Source organism: Corynebacterium sp. LaCa117, from assembly GCF_046717765.1.
GTDB classification, from domain to species: Bacteria; Actinomycetota; Actinomycetes; order Mycobacteriales; family Mycobacteriaceae; genus Corynebacterium; species Corynebacterium kefirresidentii.
Genome location: NZ_CP177102.1, coordinates 2,092,532 through 2,110,482 on the forward strand (window position 1 = coordinate 2,092,532; position 17,951 = coordinate 2,110,482).

Genomic DNA, 17,951 nt, shown 5'->3' on the forward strand with positions numbered 1-17,951 from the left:
CCTAGGCACGCGACTACTGTGGATGCAGAACTATTTTCGGCACAGAAGGAGAATACAGGCTATGACCTCCGTAAACCTGACCCGCACGGAAGCGGTTGAGCGCTCCCGAATGATTGAGGTAGGCCACTATGATGTCACTTTAGACCTCAAGTATTCAGATACCCATTTCCTTTCCACTACGAAGGTGAGCTTCACCTCGCGCGAGATTGGCTCCACCTTCATCGATCTGCGCGCCGAGGAAATCCAAGAGGTGCGCCTCAACGGCAATCCGCTGCCCACGAATTCTTATAACCCCACCTACGGCATTCCGCTTTCCGGCCTCCAAGTGGCCGACTACACGCTAGAAGTCACCGCGAAAATCCCGTATTCCCGCACCGGCGAGGGCCTGCACCGTTTTGTCGATCCCGCCGATGAAAAGGTCTACCTCTATACCCAATTTGAAACCGCCGATGCCAAGCGGGTCTTTGCTTGCTTTGACCAGCCGGATATGAAGGCCACCTACGCGCTGCATTTCAAGGCACCGGAGGATTGGACCGTCATTAGCAATGGACCAGTGAGCTGGGAAGGAGACGTGGCCAGCACGGCTATAGACTACCCACTATCGACCTACCTGGTAGCCCTGTGCGCCGGTCCCTACCACGAGGTCACCGATACCTGGCGCGGCGAGCTGACCGCACACCCAGAGGGCAAGCCGGCCCAAAAGCTCGAAGTACCGCTGGGCATCTACTGCCGTGCTTCGCTCGCCCATGCTTTAGATGCTGAGCGCTTATTTACGGAGACCAAGCAGGGCTTTGATTTCTACCACCGCAATTTCGGTTTCCCCTACCCCTTTGGCAAGTATGACCAGATTTTCGTGCCGGAGTTCAACGCCGGCGCGATGGAAAATGCCGGCTGCGTTACCATCCGCGATGAATACGTCTTTACCTCTCAAGCCACGCATTATAAATACGAGCGCCGTGCCGATACCATTTTGCATGAGTTGGCCCATATGTGGTTTGGTGATCTCGTCACCATGCAGTGGTGGGACGATTTGTGGCTCAATGAGTCCTTCGCCACCTGGTCAGCGGCCATTTCCCAAGCGGAAGAGACCGAATACGATACCGCGTGGGTAACCTTTGCCAACGTAGAAAAGTCCTGGGCCTACCAGCAGGATCAGCTGCCTACCACCCACCCGATTTCTACCGATGCAAGCGATATCGAAACCGTCGAGCAAAACTTCGATGGCATCACCTACGCCAAGGGTGCTTCGGTGCTGAAGCAGCTACAGGCTTATGTCGGCCGCGAGAACTTCCTGGCCGGCGTGCGCCGCCACTTCGCCGCCCATGCCTGGGGCAATGCCACCTTTGATGATCTGCTTGGCCACCTGGAACAGGCCTCCGGCCGCGATCTTTCCTTCTGGGCTCAGCAGTGGCTTAAGACTTCCGGCATCAACACGCTGAGCGTGGCGCTCAATGCGGATGAGTCCGGCACGATTACCCATGCTTACCTCACTCAGGGCGGCGATACCCTGCGCACCCACCGCGTGGCGGTAGGCCTGTATAACCTGCAGGATGGTCAGGTGGTGCGCACCGATCGCATCGAGATGGATGTCGATGGATCCTCCACCGAGATTCCAGAGCTCATCGGCCGCCAGCTAGCAGACATTGACTTCCTGCTGCCCAATGACGATGACCTGACCTACTGCCTCATCGAATTGGACGCGGGTTCCCTGCAATTCCTGCTGGATAATATCGATAAGTTTGCTGATCCTATGGCCCGCACCCTGTGCTGGTCCACCGCCTGGGAGATGACCCGCGCCGGAACTATGCGCGCCCGCGATTTCATCCAACTAGTGGCCCGCGGTATGCAGGCTGAGACCGAGCTTGCCGTCCTCGAACGCATTGTTTTGCAGGCCTCGAACGCGCTGAAGAACTATGCCGATCCACGGTGGGCCGCGCAGAGCACCCTGCTTGCCGACGCCCTCCTCGACGGTGCCCACAGCACCGACGCCCAGCGCTCCATCATCTGCACCCAGGCGCTGGCGAAAATTCGCCTGCACGATAGCGCGCGTGACTACCTGCGCGGCGTACTCGAATCCTCCGAGGATGCAGGGCTGCGTTGGTCCGCGCTCGCGGCACTTGCCGCCGATGGAGCAATAGAGGACGTCCCCGCTGCTGCAGATGCGCAACTGGAGCGGGATAATTCCGCCACCGGCTACTACTCTTCGCTGCGCGCTCGCGCCGCGGTGGCAACTGCGGAAAACAAGCGTGCGGTATGGGAAGAGATCGTGGCGGGTAACCTCACCAACCGCGAGCTGACTTCCAAACTTGAAGGATTGCTCTATCCGCATGGCGATGCGTTCCTTCCCACCGCGGAGTTCTTCGATATCGCGGAAAAGGTGTGGGCTTCCCAATCCTCCGAGGTGGCTCTGACCACAGTTACCGGCCTCTTCCCGTCCTGGGATATCACCCGCAAGGGCTTGGACCGCGCCGATGCCTTCTTGCAGAAGGACCTGCCCGGTGGTCTGCGTCGTACAGTCACCGAGCAGCGCGACCGCGTGGCCCGCGCGCTACGCAACCGCCAGGTGGACGCTGGCTAAGCCGGCTTTCCTGCGCCGCCGTCCCGGGTTTGTACGGGTTGTGGCGCAGGATCCTCGCCCAAGACCACTTCTACATTGGCGATATCAGAGCGCAGCGACTCTTCGATATAGGCAAAGACCACGCCGGTCTCATTCTTCAGCAGCCGTACGAACCGCAAAAGCGGGTGCGATCGGCTCACGCCCAAGAGTTTCTGTTCTTCTGTGCGAGCGGTAGCGGCGCTCATACTCTCGCGTTTGAAGACCGGCTGGAGGTCATAGCCTGCCAGTATGTCTAGGATGGGCTCGCGCAGGTCGTGCTGATTGAGCTCGGGAGCCATGTCCACTGGGATGGTGTAGCGCGAGACGATGACGGGCTTACCATCGACGATAAAAAGGCGTTTAATATCCCACGCATAGGTGGCATCATTCACGCCTAGGGCCGCTGCCACGTGTTTGGGCACATGGGTTTTATTCACGGAGACCACCCGCACGGTGATTTCGTGCCCACGCTCGCGCAGTTGAGTGGCGATACTGCCCTTATTGGTCAGGCTCAGTGTAGGGGGAACCGTGCGCACGTAGGTGCCGCCGCTGCGCCCACGGCGGCGATCAATAAGGCCTTCATCTTCCAAAATGTCTAAGGCATGGCGCACGGTCATGCGCGCGACATGAAATTCTCGGACCAATTCGCGTTCGGTAGGAAAACGCTGACCAGGCTCTAATTCATTGCGCTCGATCTTGTCACGTAGGGCATCTGAGATAAGGAGATAGGCGGGCCGTTTTCGGCTTTGGGAAGTCACAGCCCTCGAGTGTAACGGGCGGGCCGAAACCAACCCCCATCACTGCATGATGAACCTTAATTACACTTGATTTATTACTTGCGCAGAGATAATTCGATTCGCGGCCTGACCTGGATTTCCGTCAACTGAGTGGTCGGCCCCGCCTCTACTACGGTGCGAATGGCGCGGGCTACCTCAGCCGGGGCAATGACCTGTGAGGGGTCATAATCCTGCAGTCCCTGCAGCATCGGGGTATCGGTAGGGCCTGGCGCCACCGTGGATACGCGAATCCCCGGCTCGGAGATACGCAACCCGTCGGCCAGCGCATACAACGCGTGCTTCGTGGCCGCATAGATGACGTTATCGCCATAGCTGTGGCGGCCAGCACCTGAGTTAATAAAGACCACTGTGCCTTCGGCTTTACGCAGCTGCGGCAGCAAAACGCGGGTCACCTCTGCGGGGGCGTGCACGTTGAGGTCCATGTGCGCGCGCCAATTTTCCGGAGTGGCTTCCTCCACGGAGTACTTGGTAGCCCGTGCGGCGGCGTGCACGAGCACATCTACGCGATCCAGCTCCGGCAGCGCCATACCTTCATCGAGGCCGGCTACTAGGTCGATGGCAACCGGCGTGATGGATTCCGATTTAGGCAAGTCCGCCGCGCTCCGTCCCAGGGCGTACACGTGGTAATCACCGGCCAAGTCGGCGATGATTTCGCGGCCCATGCCTCCGGTGGCGCCGGTGACGACAGCGACCTTTTGCGGGACTGCGGCATCTGAGTGTGTGGCGAGATTCTTAGTATCAGTCATGCCGCCCCATCATAGGGATCCTCCGCTGTCGTTGCCGCACCAACCCAATCACCACCTATTGGCGAAAGCGCTTGGGCACATCCGGCTGTCCCAAGGTAAGCATCAAGCGATTGGCCCAGTTAAAAAAGGACGAGGCGTAGATGAGATCCAGAATGGACTGATCATCGAAACCGGCGTTGCGAAGGTCGGTGCATAGCTGCGCATCGAAGGCGAAGGGAGTTTCGGTCAACGCCACAGCTGCGCGACGGATAAGGTCCCACTCTTTAGAACCTAGGTCGGCGTCGATGCCTTTATCCAAAAGGCGGTCTACAATTTCACGGTCGCCGCCTTCCTGGACGCACCGCGCCTGGTGCACGGAGGCACAGTACTCGCAGCCGTTGTAGCGCGATGCCACAGTGGCGGCAAGCTCGCGGTCCGCACGGGAGAGCCCACCTTCGGTGTTATAGAAGATGTCCAGGTCAGTCAGCGTACGCGCCTTCAAAGCCGCGGGATCGCGGGCGAGCAAGCGGAAGTACTCGGAATCAATGCGCTCTGGTTTGATGAGGGCGTCGGTATGCGCTGCGGTGAAGTCCTCTTTCGCCAGTGCCTCTACCCAAGGCTTCCAGCCCAGGGAGTGGTTGACAAAGTGGTCCGGCAGCACGGTATCGGGTTGCAGGGTATTCGCGGTAACCTGCCAGCCTGGGTCAGCTACCCCGGCTGTACGCTCGGCAGCGGGACGTGCAGCGCTCTCCTCGCCAGAGAGCACGCGCAGACCGTGGACCACGCGCAGCTGGAAAGCCAAAAATGCCACCAGCTGAGACAGGCTGACAATATCGGTAGCCGACCACCCGGCGGCGTCGAGGTGTCCGATGGCCTGCGGGGAGGCATCCTTGGGGTGGAAGGCCAAAAGGTGCGCCCAGTCAAAGGCTGCGGCTAGGCGCTCTCCGAGCGCTGCCTCCGCAGCGGTATCGCCAAAAATAAGGAAGTCACCCTGGTTGTAGGGGCCGGTAGACACGCCACGCTGGCTTGCGGCGCGCACAGCGGCAACAAGGTCCGCATCGGCCTCATCACCCAGCAGGTCGAAGTAGAAATCTGCTGCCTCGCCCGCCTGGTAGACCGCAGCGCTAAAAGCCGCGACGGCATAGCGCTCTGCATAGGTGAATTCACCTGCCTCTGCAGGCTCAAGCAAAGCGCTAAAGCTCAGCTGCGCATTGTCCTGCGCCTCTTGGCGCGCGCGGCGCAGTTGCTGCACCTCGGCAGAAGCGTGGGAGAGCTCGTTAATAATGTCGGTCATATTCTCAGTCCAACCTTTCTAGGGCTCGGTTTATAGCCCCAAGTTTAGGTCTCCAGCGCGGTAGCGGGAGCCTGGGATGGCGTCAATTAGCTGACGGGTGTACTCGGTTTCTGGGTGCGCAAAGACCTGCGCCGTAGGCCCTGACTCCACTTGTGTGCCGTGGGAGAGCACGGAGACGGTATCGGAAATCTGGTTGACTACCGCGAGGTCGTGAGAGATGAAGATATAGGTAAGTTCCAGCTCGCGCTGCAGCTCATCGAGCAGGCGCAGGATCTGTGCCTGTACCGTGACGTCGAGTGCAGAAACGGCCTCATCGAGCACCACAAGATCGGGTTCAATGATCATGGCGCGGGCGATAGCCACGCGCTGGCGCTGGCCGCCGGAGAGCTCACGGGGACGGCGGGCTGCCATGGAAGAGTCCAAGGCCACCAAATCAAGAAACTTTTGTGCTTTCGCGCGTGCATCGCGTTTCGAGGCCCCGATAAAGTTGCGCACCGGCTCAGCGATGGTATCGCCGATACTCAATCGTGGATCGAGCGAGCCAAAGGGATTTTGATAGACCATCTGGATAGAGCGGCGCAGCTCCCGGCGGCGCTTGCCGCGGGCGGTGCTGATATCTTCCCCCGCCAAGCGAATACTTCCCGAGGTAGGCGTGCTCAACAGAGATATGGCGCGGCCGGTAGTTGTCTTTCCGGAGCCGGACTCCCCCACCAAGGCATGGGTAGTGCCGCGGGCTACGGAAAAGTTGATGCCATCTACCGCGGTGAAATCCCCGAAGCGCTGGGTGAGCCCCTCGACTTCGAGCAACGTCTCCTGCTGGGCGGGCGTACTATTCCGCACCGGAGATGCGCTCTGGGAGGAAGTAGGGGCGGTGAGCGAGGGGGCGTCGGCAAGCAGGCGCTTGGAGTAGGCATGCTGGGGATCGGTGAGGACACGGGCGGCTACGCCCGACTCGCGGACGGTGCCCTTTTCCATCACCACGATGTTATTGGCACGGTCACCCGCCACGGCCAGATCATGGGTAATAAAAAGGATGCCCATGGTGAGCTCTTCGCGCATTTCATCAAGGAGATCCAGGATGATTTTCTGCACGGTGACATCGAGTGCGGACGTAGGTTCATCGGCGATGATGAGCTCTGGCTCCAGTGCCACAGCGGCAGCGATGAGCACGCGTTGCTTCATGCCGCCGGAAAGCTCATGCGGGTACTGATGATAACGGCGCTGTGGATCATCAATGCCCACGCGCTCCAGCAACTCCAGAGCACGCTTCTTCCGGGACTCCTTATCGCCCTGCTGGTGGATGGCCATGCCCTCTTCCACCGAGGCTCCGATGGTCTTGAGCGGATTGAGCGAGTTATTGGGATCCTGCGGAATCAACCCAATGCGGCGGCCACGCAGGGTGCGCCATTGTTTTTGGGAGAAATGGGTGACATCGTGGCCGTCGAAAGTAATGGTGCCGGAGACAATCGAGGCATTGTCTGGCAGCAGGCCAATGGCGGCCATAGCGGAGGTGGACTTGCCGGAGCCGGACTCGCCCACGATGGCGGTCATTTCCCCGGGGTTCACCTCGAGCTCAATGCCGCTGACCGCTTCCATCTCACCTTGGGCGGTGCGGTAGGTAATGGATAGATCACTAATGCTAAGCAGGGACATTAGGCCGCCTTTCGCAGTGTCTGGCTGAGGTGGTTGGCCGCAAGAACCACGGCGACGATAACGATGCCGGGGGCGATGGTCAACCAGCCGGCGGTGGCAATATAGTCGCGTGATTCAGAAATGAGCAGGCCCCATTCCGGGGTTGGGGGCGGGGCGCCGTAACCAAGGAAGCCAAGGGTAGCTAGCTGCAAAATGGCCAGGCCGAATTGCAAGGCGGCTACGGCGAAGACTGCGGTGAGTGAATTGGGAAGGATATGGCGCACGAGCACCTGGAAGGCAGAGCCGCCGGAGCCGTAGGCGGCCTCGACGAAATCGGAGCCTGCCACACTGAGCACCTGGGAGCGCGCGAGGCGCGCAAAGGTTGCTACGGAGGTAATGCCCACGGCGATGGCGGCATTGAAGATGCCGTGTCCGAGCACGATGATGACGGACAGGGAGAGCAAGAGTCCAGGGATGGACAGCAGCACATCCACGATGCGCATGATGACGGCATCGACCCAGCCGCAGCGCACTCCGGCGATGGTGCCCAAGACGGTGCCGACGATCAGGCCGAAAAGTACCGCCAATAGCGCGCCGAGTAGGGATTGGCGCGCGCCATAGACCACGCGGGTATAGAGATCGCGGCCCACGGCATCGGTGCCGAACCAGTGTTGGAAACTGGGTTGCAGCAGCGCTGTGGTGTCACCGCCCTGGTTAGGGTCTTGGGAGGTAAATAGTTGGGGGAACAGTGCGCAGAGCACCGCCAGGCCCAGCACAATAAGCGAGATGATGGTGCCCGGGGTGAGCTTCAGGCGTGTGGATTTAAGCTTCATGCTTGGACCTTCTTCTCGTTCTTTGCGGGAGTATCAGCGGTGGCGGTGGTGTTGCTGCGTGCGCTATCGTGGCTGCCCTCACGCAGGCGCACGTCAAGCACTGGGTAGAGCAGGTCCACAATGAGATTGATAAGAACAAAGACGGCCGCGGCCAGCACCACGATTGCGAGCAATACGGAGGTATCGCGGTTGGCCACCGCATCCACGGTCAGCGCGCCAATGCCGTGGCGGGCAAAGACCGCTTCCGTCACCACGGAGCCGCCAACGAGCTCACCAAAGGTAAGGCCGGCCATGGTCAGCGCCGGCAGCAACGCATTGCGCAAAACATTGCGCCACAGCAACCAGGCACCGCTAGCACCCTTGGCACGCACTACCTGCACGAAGGACATTTCCATTACTTCATCGATGGAGCGCAGGAGCACCTGTGCCAGCGGTGCGGCCACGAAGATGGCCAAGGTAATCACCGGCAGGATAAGGCTTTGGGCATCGCTCGCTCCGATGACCGGCACCCATCCCAAACCAAAGGAAAATATCTGGATCAAAATGATGCCGATCCAGAAGGTGGGCAGGGAAACCATCACGGAAGGCAGGCTACGGAAGAAGCTGCGCAGCCAGGAAAATGGACCAAAGGTGGAGGCGATGGCCACCGCGAAGGCCAAGACTACGCCTACGAGAAAGGCGAGGACGGCCAGCTCCAGCGTGGAAGGAAGGGCGTCCGCCAACATCTCCGATACGGCAGTGCCGGTAGCAACGGAAAAGCCGAAATCACCGGTGAGGAATCCACCGAGCGCGCTGAAGTAGCGGCTCAAGATCGGTTCATCGGCACCATAAACCTCGCGGATAGCGGCCAATTGCTCGGCGTTGAGCCCTAGGGTGGGGTTGTCATAGCGAGTCGCGACGGCATCACCAGGCAGCGCCGCCAAAAGGATGAAAGAAAGGGTGAAGGTAGCCCAGATTACGAGCAGGGCTTGGCCGATGCGTAGGGCGATAGATTTCAGGCTCATGGATTAGTCCTCCCCTTCTGCGGTGTTGATGTCTACCGCATAAAACGATGGACGGCCGATGGCCTCGGTGCTAAAGCCCTCGATATAAGGCTGGAAACCATATACCTGTGGCTCTTCGAACATGGGCAGGATATAGGCCTGTTCGGAGAGGTAGTCCTGCATGCGGCCGGTCATGGCCAGGCGGTCCTTTTCGCTGCTGAGGTCGAAGTACTCGTCCACCAATTTCTGCAGCTTCTTATCGCCGAAGCTATCGGTCTTTTCGTCATAGTTGAGGAAAGAATTGCGGCCCGTGCCATCTAGCCACGTGGCCAAGGTATCCACATTGGCGCGGCCGGTCATGGTGTGGCGTACCTGCACGGTGTCTTGGTCCTTCATGGCCTTCTGCTGCGCGGAGCGGTCGCCCGGGTTGAGGTTGGCCTCAATGCCGACGTTCTTGAGCATCTCTTGGGCCTTGGTGAACATCTCCTTAGAGCGCGGCTGCGGGACTGCCTCATTGAAGGTCACGGACAGGCGTTTGCCGTCTTTCTCGCGGATGCCATCTTCTCCTTCGCGCCAACCGGCTGCATCGAGCAGGCGCTTAGATTCCTCTGGATCGAAGGCATAATTCGCTGATTGATCCTTATAGCCAATAGCCGTCTTGGCCAGGATCGATGTGCCTTTGGGATAGGAATCGGAAAAGAGGGTGTTCAGGATATTGTCGCGGTCGATGGCGTGAATGATGGCCTGACGCACGCGTTTATCCGCCAAGAGTGGGTGGCGGAAGTGGAAGTGGAAGCTATTGTTTACGCCACGGGTGGGCGCGGCGAAAATCTCCAGGTTTTGATCCTTGAGGTGCTTCTCATCGGGGGCTTCGATCTGGCGAGCAATATCGGACTGTCCGGCCACGAGCGATCCCACGCGCACGGAATCCTCGGCTGCGAGAACAATATTGATGCCCTCAATATCGGCCGGCCCTTGGTGGTCCTTGCGGGCCGGCGGTGCCCAGTCATAGTCCTCGCGCTTTTTGAGCACCAGCTTGGTGCCCAGCTCTTCTTCCTCGATGACGAAGGGGCCAGAACCAGAAATCGCGGTGGCGTTGCCCGGCGCGAAGCCGGTGTCATCTAAATCCAGCGTGGCATTAGAAAGCAGGCCCTGGTTCATCACGGAGGTGGACTGAGGAAAGCCTGGGGAGGGCTCACTGAAGTAGAACTTCACCGTGTAATCATCAATAACCTCGGATTTTTCATAGTTGGGCAACTGCTCCGAAGGTGTGAGCATGCGGTCCTCATCGCCTAGGGCGTAGAGGTCATAGTTCTTCTTCACGTTCGCGGCATCCAGGCGGGAGCCATCAGAGTAGGTCACACCCTTGCGAATCCTAAAGGTGAACTCGGTATTGTCCTTGTTCGCCTTAGGCATCTCCTCCGCAATCCACGGGTGCAGCTCGAGGGTATCCGGGTCCTGCCAGAGCAGGCGGTCCGTGATGTTATTGAGCACGCCACCGTTGGGGTAATAGCCGCCGGAGGGGGGATAAAGGTTATTGAACATATTGGGCTCGACGTAGGTGACCATGCCATCTTCCGCGGCGTGGGAAGTAGAGGCGCAGGAGGTTAGCGAGAGAGCTAGCGCACCGCTGGCCAAGACCGCGGCCACTGGTCTCAGGAGCCGAGAAAGTTGCTTCATAAAAGCTCGAGTTCCTTTAATTCTTAAGTAGTACTCGCCCATTAGAGCATATCCATACCCACAATTACAAGACTGGACGGTCTACCCTATTACCTGCCATAACAAGGGAAAAGAAACTTTTGGATAGACTGATTAGTCTATTTAAATACCACCGCCGGGTTCGATGCTCCTGGAAGGGTCTGGATGTGGCACGATAGGTAGTATGTCTACTCCAGCAATCGCAATCGTCGGCATGGGCCCACGCGGCATTTCCATCTTGGAACGCCTCTCCGCCCGCATGGACGATTCCAGCGACCCCATAACCGTCCACCTCATCGATGATGCCCAACATGGTGCCGGCCGCATCTGGGAAACGGACCAAACCAAGACCCTGTGCATGAATACTCGCGCCGGCGCTGTCACCCTTTTCACCGAGCCCGACTCCACTGTGGACGCCCCCGTGCTCGAGGGGCCCATCCAATACGAGTGGATTCAGCTACTGCGCGGCGATGGCGACAATGTCTCCGCCGCCAAGCGTGAGCTTTTTGAGCAGCATCCTCCGGCCGCACATATTGCGCAGGACTACCGCGAAGAACTTGCCGCTACCCGCCCCGAATCCAACCCCTCGCGCGCGCTGTATGGCGAGTACCTGCGCTGGGTCTATGACGTGGTCATTGCACGTCTGCCTAAGAGCATTTCCACCGTGAACCACTTCAGCCGTTTGGAAACCATCAGCGAGGATGGCCACGTAGACGTGCTCCGCTTGGCCGATGGCTCCGAGGTGCGCACCGATGCCACCGTGCTGGCCTATGGCTGGATGGTTCCGGAGTACAACGAGCAGGAAAAGCAGCTGGCGGCTTCCGGCCTGAACTGGATCGCTCCCGATAGCCCAGTGGAGCAGGACTACGCCGCCATCCCCGGCGGTGAAGACGTGCTGGTACGCGGGCTGGGCATGGGCTTTTATGACATCATGGCGCTGACCACCATCGAGCGCGGCGGCACCTTCGTGGAGGATTCTTCCACACGTTCCGGCCTGCGCTATGAGCCCTGCGGCGACGAGCCCAACTTCATCATTTCCTCCGGCCGCGGCTATCCCTACCACCCCAAGTCCGAATACGGTGAGCTGCCGCCTACCATGCCACGCCGCCGTCTGAAGAAGGTCATTGCGGAGCTCAGCGGCGCCCATGACATCGACTTTGACGCCCAGGTTTGGCCCGCTATCGCCCGCGATAGCTACGAGGCCTATATCACCACTTTGGAGCGCGTGCGCCCGGATTCCTTGCTGCGCCCGCGCGCAGACATTCTCGAGGTCATCGATGCCACCGCCCCGGATGAGCTAGGCGCGGCTATTGCGCCCATGGTTACCGAGCCGTGGGACATGAACGATCTCATGTACCAAATTGCCGGGTTTACCGGGGACATAGATGAGCTCACCGAGCATATTGCCCAGTCCATGGAAAGCGATATCCGGGAAGCCGCCGCCGGCCACGACTCCCCCATCAAGGCCGCGCTATGGTCGCTATCGCAATCGCGCAAGCCCGCCTCCATCCTTGGCGCGGAGGGCCGCTATACCCGCGAGTCCCGCACCGGCCGCTATGCCCAAGTAATGTCCTTTGGCCAGATGATAGGTTCCGGCCCGCCGCTCTTCCGCGTGCGCCAGCTGCTCGCGCTTGTTGACGCCGGCTTGGCCCACTTCCTAGGCGATCACCCCACCCTGGCCATCGAGGCAGATCACTTCACCCTAACCTCCGGCCCACGCTCGGCTTCTGCACCCACGCTTGTCGACGCCTTTATGCACCGCCCCGATATCCGCACCGCCGGCGATTCCATGACCCGCTGCCTGGTAGATTCCGGCCGCGTTCGCCCCTTCCCCGATCACGGACAACCCACCGGTTCGCCGGAAACGGATGGGGCCACACGCCGCACCGTTCACCCGGACGGTGAGTTGGATGCACGCCTGCACATCGTGGGCATCCCCACCTATTCCCAGTGGCCGGACACCACCATTTCCCCCATGCCGGGCACGGACCCGCTCATGCTGCAGGAAACCGATAAAACCGCCGGTTCCCTCCTCGCCGTGGTGCGCTCCTAGCCACCACCGCGCTAAGGGCTCGGTCCCGGTCCTGGCCCCGGTTCCGCGGCCTATAGCGCGTCGAGGGCCTGCTTCAAGTCCGCGAGCAGGTCATCGATATCTTCGATTCCGATTGAGATGCGCACCATATCATCTGGCGGCACCAGCTCGGATCCTTCCGCGGATACGTGCGTCATATTCTTCGGGTGCTCGATGAGCGATTCCACCCCACCCAGCGATTCCGCTAGACAGATAAGCCGCGTATTGAGGCAGATCTGCTGGGCATGCTCCGCGCTATGGAAGCGCACGGACATCATGCCGCCGAATCCGCGCATCTGCTGTGCTGCCAACTTATGCCCTGGGTGATCTTTCAGCCCTGGGTACAGCACCTGCTTTACCTCGGGGCGGCCCTGCAGAAACTCTGCCACCTTCTGCGCATTGGCGCAGTGGCGGTCCATCCGCACCGAAAGGGTCTTGATTCCGCGGGCCGTAAGGTAGGCGTCGAAAGGCGAGCTCACCGCACCCACATTGCCTTGGAAGTAGAGCAGGCGCTCGTCCACGTGGGCATCATTAGTAACCACCGCACCACCCAGTACATCGGAATGCCCACCCAGGTACTTGGTGGTCGAGTGCAACACATGGTCCGCACCGAGCTCCAATGGGTTCTGCAGGTATGGCGTAGCAAAAGTATTATCCACCAGGACCCGCGCGTTGCCCTTAATCTTGGCCACCGCGGCGATATCGGTGATATTCAACGCCGGATTGGTGGGCGTTTCCAGCCAGATAAGCCTGGTATTGTCCCGGACCGCCGCAGCTACTGCGGCGGTATCGCTGGTATTAACGATGGACATCTCCACGCCCCACTCAGTGAAATCATTCAGTAGCCGGTAGGAACCACCATAGGCATCATTACCCAAAATGACGTGATCCCCTGGGCGCACCAAGATCCGAATCAGCGTATCGGCGGCGGCCATGCCGGAAGAGAACACGCGGGCATACTCAGCGCCCTCTAGCGCCGCTAGAGTGCGTTCGAGCGAGCGCACGGTGGGGTTTGCCACGCGTCCGTATTCGAACCCGCCGCGCAGCTGCGCTAAGCCATCTTGCGCAAACGTGGTTGACGCATAGATCGGCACATTGATAGAGCCCATGTGCGGGTCTGGGTGGTAGCCGCCATGGATGGAACGGGACGTAAAGCCTTGAGCGAGGTTCTGCGTGCTGCGTTCTGTCATAGTCACACAGTCTAGACCAAGCTGTTCACTTGCTAAGGAAAGATAGGTATTTATTTTCACCCACCTACCCCCACCACTCATCGCGTTTTCAGGCTCGGCCTTTACAATGGGCGCGGTTCAATTTGTCCTCGACTTAGAAAGAATGATGAATACTCAATTCTTAGCCTCAGCCGCTTCCACCAAGGATTCGGCCATCGAGTCCGTCTCCAGCTTTTGGAACGACGAAAAGGTGCAAAGCTGGCTTATCGAGCGCCCCATTCGCATCGCCGTCATCCTTATCCTGGCCGTCGTTGCCCACTGGCTCCTCCACCGCATTATCAACAAGGTGGCCGAAAACAGCATCAAATCTTCCGGGCTGGATAAGCAGCGTTTCCGCGGAAAATTCAAGGGTCGAGCCAACCGCCCCGAACCGACCCAGCAAGAAGAGGCCATGCGCCATACCCGCGAAACCCGGCGCGCCTCCCGCATTAAGACGCTAGCCGGAGTGGCCCGTTCCGCCGCCGCTATTTTTGTCTGGGTATGGGCCGTTATTGCCATCTTGGATGAACTAGACGTTAACGTGGCACCGCTTATCGCCTCCGCCGGAGTTATCGGCGTCGCCCTTGGTTTTGGCGCCCAAGCGCTGGTGAAGGATTTCCTCTCCGGCATCTTCATGCTCATTGAGGACCAATACGGTATTGGCGACGTGGTTGACCTTGGCAACGGCGTCTTTGGCGATGTCGAGTCCATCTCCTTACGCATCACCACGGTCCGCGATATTGACGGCGCTCTGTGGTACGTGCGCAATGGCGAAATCCTCCAGGTAGCTAACCACTCCGATGAGTACTCCGTTGCCCGCATCCAGATTCCTGTGGGCCTTTCTAATGACCCAGAGCTCGCCGGCGAGGTCATCGAGGACGCGGTGAAGGAAGCCGCGCAGGACGATAAGATACGCAAGCTCATCCTCAGCACGCCTCGTGTGGATGGCATGTCCGGTTTCGAACCGGATTATGTTTCCTTCCGCGTGTCTACAAAGACCCTGCCGGGCAAGCAGTGGGACGTCCAGCGTTTCTTGCAATCCCGCGTGCTCAATGTCATGCACACTAAAGGCATTACTACCCCCTACCCGCACGGCATCGGCATTCCCGATCCCCGCAAGGAAGAAGAAGAGTAAATGGATTCTGTTTATGAGGCTATTGGCGGTATGGAGACCTTTGAGCGCCTCGTCCACGGCTTTTATTCGCAGGTCAAAGAGGACGATGTCATCGGTCCCATGTACCCCGATAATGACTGGGAAGGCGCCGAGCAGCGCCTTACTTGGTTCTTGGCGCAGTATTGGGGTGGCCCGCAGCTCTTCTCTGAAAACCGCGGCCATCCGCGCCTTCGCATGCGCCACGCCCCCTACCCCATCGATATAACCGCGCATGACCGGTGGCTAGAGCTAATGGGTAACTCCCTCGCGGAAATCGACGAGGAAACCATTCCACCGGCCTACCGCGAAATGATCTGGGATCATATGCAGCGCGTGGCCGCCATGATGATCAACAAGGCACCATAATCGCACCGTCTTGCCCCGCCCAAGAGACAAGCCCGGCTCCCGCTATTTAGCGAGGAACCGGGCTTGTGGTTTATCTAGCCCACACTATGGGGACCTGATGCTTAGTCTTCCCAGTCAAAGGCATTACGTACAGGCTCGGAGACCAAACGGCCACCACGAGTCATTACGCCACCCTCTAGGCCCGGGAAGCGCTTGATGGCGGCATCCAGGCTGTCATTGGCTACCGCGCGAATGTAGGGCAGGGTTGCGGAGGACAAGGCACGGGTGGAGGTATTGGCTACCGCACCCGGCATATTCGCCACGCAGTAGAACAAGGTGTCATGGACCTGGAAGGTCGGGTCATCGTGGGAGGTCTTCTTGGAGTTCTCGAAGCAACCACCCTGGTCGATGGCGACGTCCACGAGGACGGCACCCTTCTTCATCTTCTTTACGGTCTCCTCACGCACCAGCTTCGGTGCAGCGGCGCCTGGGATGAGTACCGCGCCAATAACGAGGTCAGCTTCCTGCAGTTCCTTATCGATGGTGGCCGGATCCGAAATCAAGGTGCGCACGCCACCGGCGTACTGATCATCGAAGCGCTGCAAAACGTGCGGATCAAGGTCCAGCACGGTGACCTCGGCACGCAGACCGTGGGCCATGGCAACGGCGGACGCGCCAACCTGGCCACCGCCGATCACGACGACGCGTGCTGGCTGGGTACCTGGAACACCAGAAACCAGCAGACCGCGGCCACCCTGCGTGGACAGCAGGTGGTGGGTGCCCTCGATTGCGGCAAGGCGGCCTGCCACCTGGGACATCGGGGTAAGAAGTGGCAAGGTACCGTGGCGGTCAGTAACCGTCTCATATGCAATGGCCGTGGTATTGGCGCCAACAAGCGCCTCAGTCAAAGGGCGGTCCGCGGCAAGGTGCAGGTAGGTAAAGACGGTAAGGTCCGGACGCAGGTACGGGTACTCAGACTCGAGCGGCTCCTTGACCTTCAGCAGCAGTTCCGCCTGTGCCCAAGTATCCTCCGCGGTGCCAACGATGCTGGCACCGGCGGCCTCGTACTCGGAATCTGGGAAGGATGCGCCTTCACCAGCACCGGTCTCAATGAGGACCTCATGACCGTCGTGAACGAGGGTCTGAGCGCCGCTCGGGGTGAGAGCCACGCGATTCTCGTTATTCATGATTTCTTTAGGCACAGAAATACGCATTACACAATCTCCTTGTGGGTGGAGTAAATTACATCGACCACGTAAGGGTAACGCAGGACACGTTTGCGTGCGGCACTATGTTCCTGAATTCACAAAGCGGGGGTAGCAACACAGCGATCCATATTGTAAATGTGCAGTTCAAAAGAGTATCGCCCCCACTTGGCCAGAGTCCCCCTCCCCCTAAGACGGACCGCTTTTCGGGCAAAAATCTCCAAAGCAGGGCGCGTGCGCGCCGATTCTGTTGAACAGAACCGCTACGTGGCAGGCCGGTTTTTCGCGAGCGAGCGAAGTTAGAACAGCGACAAGCGGGTGGAACGGTAGATGCTGCCAAAGGGGGCGTCGAGGCGCACCCACCTGCCTAGCTGAGCCACCCGCAGGTGCCGCGGCACGTCCATGGGTGCGGAAAAACCAGGGATCAAACCCAAATTGGTGCAGGCAAAAATCATGCGCATGGGGATTTCCACCGTGGCACCTTCCGCCTCCACCGTGACAACGGTCTGGTTCAGCAAGCTGGATGGCGGACCCATGGGGCCAGAAAATTGCCGGGTCAGCTGTTGGCCCTTATCGGAGAGCTCGCGTACCACGGTAACCGGCAAGGTATCGACCACACTGTAGCCAGTGGCCGGCGGAAGCGCTCCCGGCCACGACGCATCGTGGGCAGGTCCCAAATCTAGCGTTCCGCTCGATTCGTGCTCCTTGAGCTGTTCGGCCAGGGTAGCCGCAGAAACCACTGCCCCGTCGCGGGAAACGACGCCCTGCACGCGGCGGGCGGCAACCACCTCGAAAGGTGTGGTGACAAAGACATCGACGACGTCGTCAGTCAGCTGGCGTAGCCGCACCGAAGCACCCGAATCCAAGCCAACCGCGCGCGTGACAAGGGCCCGAAGGCCAGGTCCACCGCTTCCAATTTCTAGAGTTTCGGTGACCATGCCTTCGGGCCCTGCCTTTCTCATCTTCGCTCTGTTCCGCGGTTAATTAGCCACGGTATTTTGCAGAATATCCTTTTCCTGTTCCGTCAGCGGACGAGGAGTCTGCTGCTGACGATCAATGACTACCTGCACGCACTCCACGGTTGCCGCGACTTCACCCTGGTCATCCTTGACCTGCTGGGTGGTGGTAAACGAGGTGGTGCCAATCTGCGAAATGGTAGTTTCTACCTCCACCGTAGTGGTGTCCTTAAACTCCATCGGGCGAAGGAAGTCCACATCGAGGTGGCGCACGAACGCAATGAAGTCAAGGCCTTTGGAATAGATATGTTCCTTCGCAAAGGCCAAGCGCGCCTCCTGGGCAAGCTCGATGTAGTTTGCATTCATCATGTGGCCGTACATATCAAAATCCGACCAGCGGGTTTGAATACGATACGTGTGCACACTTGGGGTTGCCATCATTCTCCTCAGTAAAG

15 protein-coding genes are annotated in these 17,951 nt (G+C 59.4%); 4 read left to right on the forward strand and 11 right to left on the reverse strand.

Translation table 11 applies throughout. From position 1 onward, the window contains the following. Nucleotides 1–61: 61 nt before the first annotated feature. Nucleotides 62–2,578 (forward strand): aminopeptidase N, encoded by a 2,517-nt coding sequence (gene pepN, locus ACLI1L_RS10205; protein ID WP_411707494.1) that lies wholly within the window; start codon nt 62–64, stop codon nt 2,576–2,578. Here pepN and ACLI1L_RS10210 read toward each other — a convergent pair. From ACLI1L_RS10210 to ACLI1L_RS10240, 7 genes are all read right to left on the reverse strand, one after another. Next, nucleotides 2,575–3,354, reverse strand: a complete 780-nt coding sequence (locus ACLI1L_RS10210) for a GntR family transcriptional regulator (protein ID WP_411707495.1) — start codon at nt 3,352–3,354, stop codon at nt 2,575–2,577. The two genes, pepN and ACLI1L_RS10210, sit on opposite strands and share 4 nt — an antisense overlap. A 74-nt stretch (nt 3,355–3,428) precedes the next feature. Continuing rightward, on the reverse strand, nt 3,429–4,139 hold the full coding sequence (locus ACLI1L_RS10215; RefSeq protein WP_394287055.1) for an SDR family oxidoreductase: 711 nt from the start codon (nt 4,137–4,139) through the stop codon (nt 3,429–3,431). A gap of 55 nt (nt 4,140–4,194) precedes the next feature. Further along, the gene (locus ACLI1L_RS10220) at nt 4,195–5,412 is read right to left on the reverse strand and encodes an alkylhydroperoxidase domain protein (protein WP_411707496.1); all 1,218 of its coding nucleotides are present in this window, start codon (nt 5,410–5,412) and stop codon (nt 4,195–4,197) included. A gap of 30 nt (nt 5,413–5,442) precedes the next feature. Continuing rightward, nucleotides 5,443–7,065 carry a dipeptide ABC transporter ATP-binding protein gene (locus tag ACLI1L_RS10225; RefSeq protein ID WP_411707497.1) on the reverse strand — a complete coding sequence of 541 codons (1,623 nt, stop codon included), beginning with the start codon at nt 7,063–7,065 and terminating at the stop codon, nt 5,443–5,445. Continuing rightward, nucleotides 7,065–7,877, reverse strand: a complete 813-nt coding sequence (locus tag ACLI1L_RS10230) for an ABC transporter permease (protein WP_411707498.1) — start codon at nt 7,875–7,877, stop codon at nt 7,065–7,067. The genes ACLI1L_RS10225 and ACLI1L_RS10230 overlap by 1 nt, the downstream gene beginning before the upstream one ends. Beyond that, complete coding sequence (locus tag ACLI1L_RS10235) at nt 7,874–8,881, reverse strand: ABC transporter permease (protein ID WP_086588467.1); 1,008 nt, start codon at nt 8,879–8,881, stop codon at nt 7,874–7,876. The genes ACLI1L_RS10230 and ACLI1L_RS10235 overlap by 4 nt, the downstream gene beginning before the upstream one ends. A 3-nt stretch (nt 8,882–8,884) precedes the next feature. Beyond that, on the reverse strand, nt 8,885–10,540 hold the full coding sequence (locus ACLI1L_RS10240) for a TIGR04028 family ABC transporter substrate-binding protein (RefSeq protein ID WP_167371303.1): 1,656 nt from the start codon (nt 10,538–10,540) through the stop codon (nt 8,885–8,887). A gap of 202 nt (nt 10,541–10,742) precedes the next feature. Between ACLI1L_RS10240 and ACLI1L_RS10245 the strand changes: the two genes are divergently transcribed. Beyond that, the gene (locus tag ACLI1L_RS10245) at nt 10,743–12,611 is read left to right on the forward strand and encodes an FAD/NAD(P)-binding protein (protein WP_411707499.1); all 1,869 of its coding nucleotides are present in this window, start codon (nt 10,743–10,745) and stop codon (nt 12,609–12,611) included. A gap of 50 nt (nt 12,612–12,661) precedes the next feature. Here ACLI1L_RS10245 and ACLI1L_RS10250 read toward each other — a convergent pair whose 3' ends face one another. Beyond that, complete coding sequence (locus tag ACLI1L_RS10250; protein WP_086588464.1) at nt 12,662–13,819, reverse strand: cystathionine gamma-synthase; 1,158 nt, start codon at nt 13,817–13,819, stop codon at nt 12,662–12,664. 142 nt (nt 13,820–13,961) lie between these two features. Here ACLI1L_RS10250 and ACLI1L_RS10255 point away from each other — a divergent pair, with 142 nt between their 5' ends. Both ACLI1L_RS10255 and ACLI1L_RS10260 read left to right on the forward strand, forming a co-directional pair. Next, a complete protein-coding gene (locus ACLI1L_RS10255) occupies nt 13,962–14,972 on the forward strand; it encodes a mechanosensitive ion channel family protein (RefSeq protein ID WP_086588463.1) in 1,011 nt (336 codons plus the stop codon). Then, the gene (locus tag ACLI1L_RS10260) at nt 14,973–15,356 is read left to right on the forward strand and encodes a globin (RefSeq protein WP_086588462.1); all 384 of its coding nucleotides are present in this window, start codon (nt 14,973–14,975) and stop codon (nt 15,354–15,356) included. Nucleotides 15,357–15,457: 101 nt separating this feature from the next. On the opposite strand, the gene ald is transcribed toward ACLI1L_RS10260, so the two are convergent. From ald to ACLI1L_RS10275, 3 genes are all read right to left on the reverse strand, one after another. Next, complete coding sequence (gene ald / locus ACLI1L_RS10265; RefSeq protein ID WP_411707500.1) at nt 15,458–16,549, reverse strand: alanine dehydrogenase; 1,092 nt, start codon at nt 16,547–16,549, stop codon at nt 15,458–15,460. A 290-nt stretch (nt 16,550–16,839) separates the two neighbouring features. Then, nucleotides 16,840–17,478 (reverse strand): hypothetical protein, encoded by a 639-nt coding sequence (locus ACLI1L_RS10270; protein ID WP_086588460.1) that lies wholly within the window; start codon nt 17,476–17,478, stop codon nt 16,840–16,842. Nucleotides 17,479–17,520: 42 nt separating this feature from the next. Continuing rightward, nucleotides 17,521–17,937 carry an acyl-CoA thioesterase gene (locus ACLI1L_RS10275; RefSeq protein WP_411707501.1) on the reverse strand — a complete coding sequence of 139 codons (417 nt, stop codon included), beginning with the start codon at nt 17,935–17,937 and terminating at the stop codon, nt 17,521–17,523. Between the last annotated feature and the right edge of the window lie 14 nt (nt 17,938–17,951).